1 protein-coding gene is annotated in these 376 nt (G+C 31.4%); it reads left to right on the top strand.

The window, feature by feature from the left end; genetic code table 11:
* Positions 1-376, top strand: a 376-nt coding sequence (locus DRF58_RS18450) for a hypothetical protein (RefSeq protein WP_157966757.1), incomplete at both ends; no start/stop codon positions are given.

Below are 376 nucleotides of genomic sequence, written 5' to 3' on the forward strand. Positions count from 1 at the left end.
TCAATAACATCAAGTTTAAATCTCCCACAATTACGAATGAAATTAGCAAGTATGAAAAACTGCGCGAAGATCTAATCACAAAGCCGACATCGTTTTCAGAGGAAAAATTAAAAGAACTGATTGAAAAAAGTGATAGGATTATTTCTATTCACAATACCAAAAATCAGAATGAGTATAAAATTCAGTCAAAACCCGAACTCAAAAAAGGAGTTTTAAAATATCAATTCTCAAAACAGGATAAAATTGTCAATACTTCCTTGCAAAACAGTTCTGAGATTACCAAAGAACAAATTGAAGCATTCAGAGATACGTCTTATGACGGCACATTAAATAATCGTGGAAAGCATTATCAATTTGCCAACTTCATTGATGGAAA

It is taken from the genome of Epilithonimonas hispanica (genome assembly GCF_003385395.1).
GTDB lineage: Bacteria > Bacteroidota > Bacteroidia > Flavobacteriales > Weeksellaceae > Epilithonimonas > Epilithonimonas hispanica.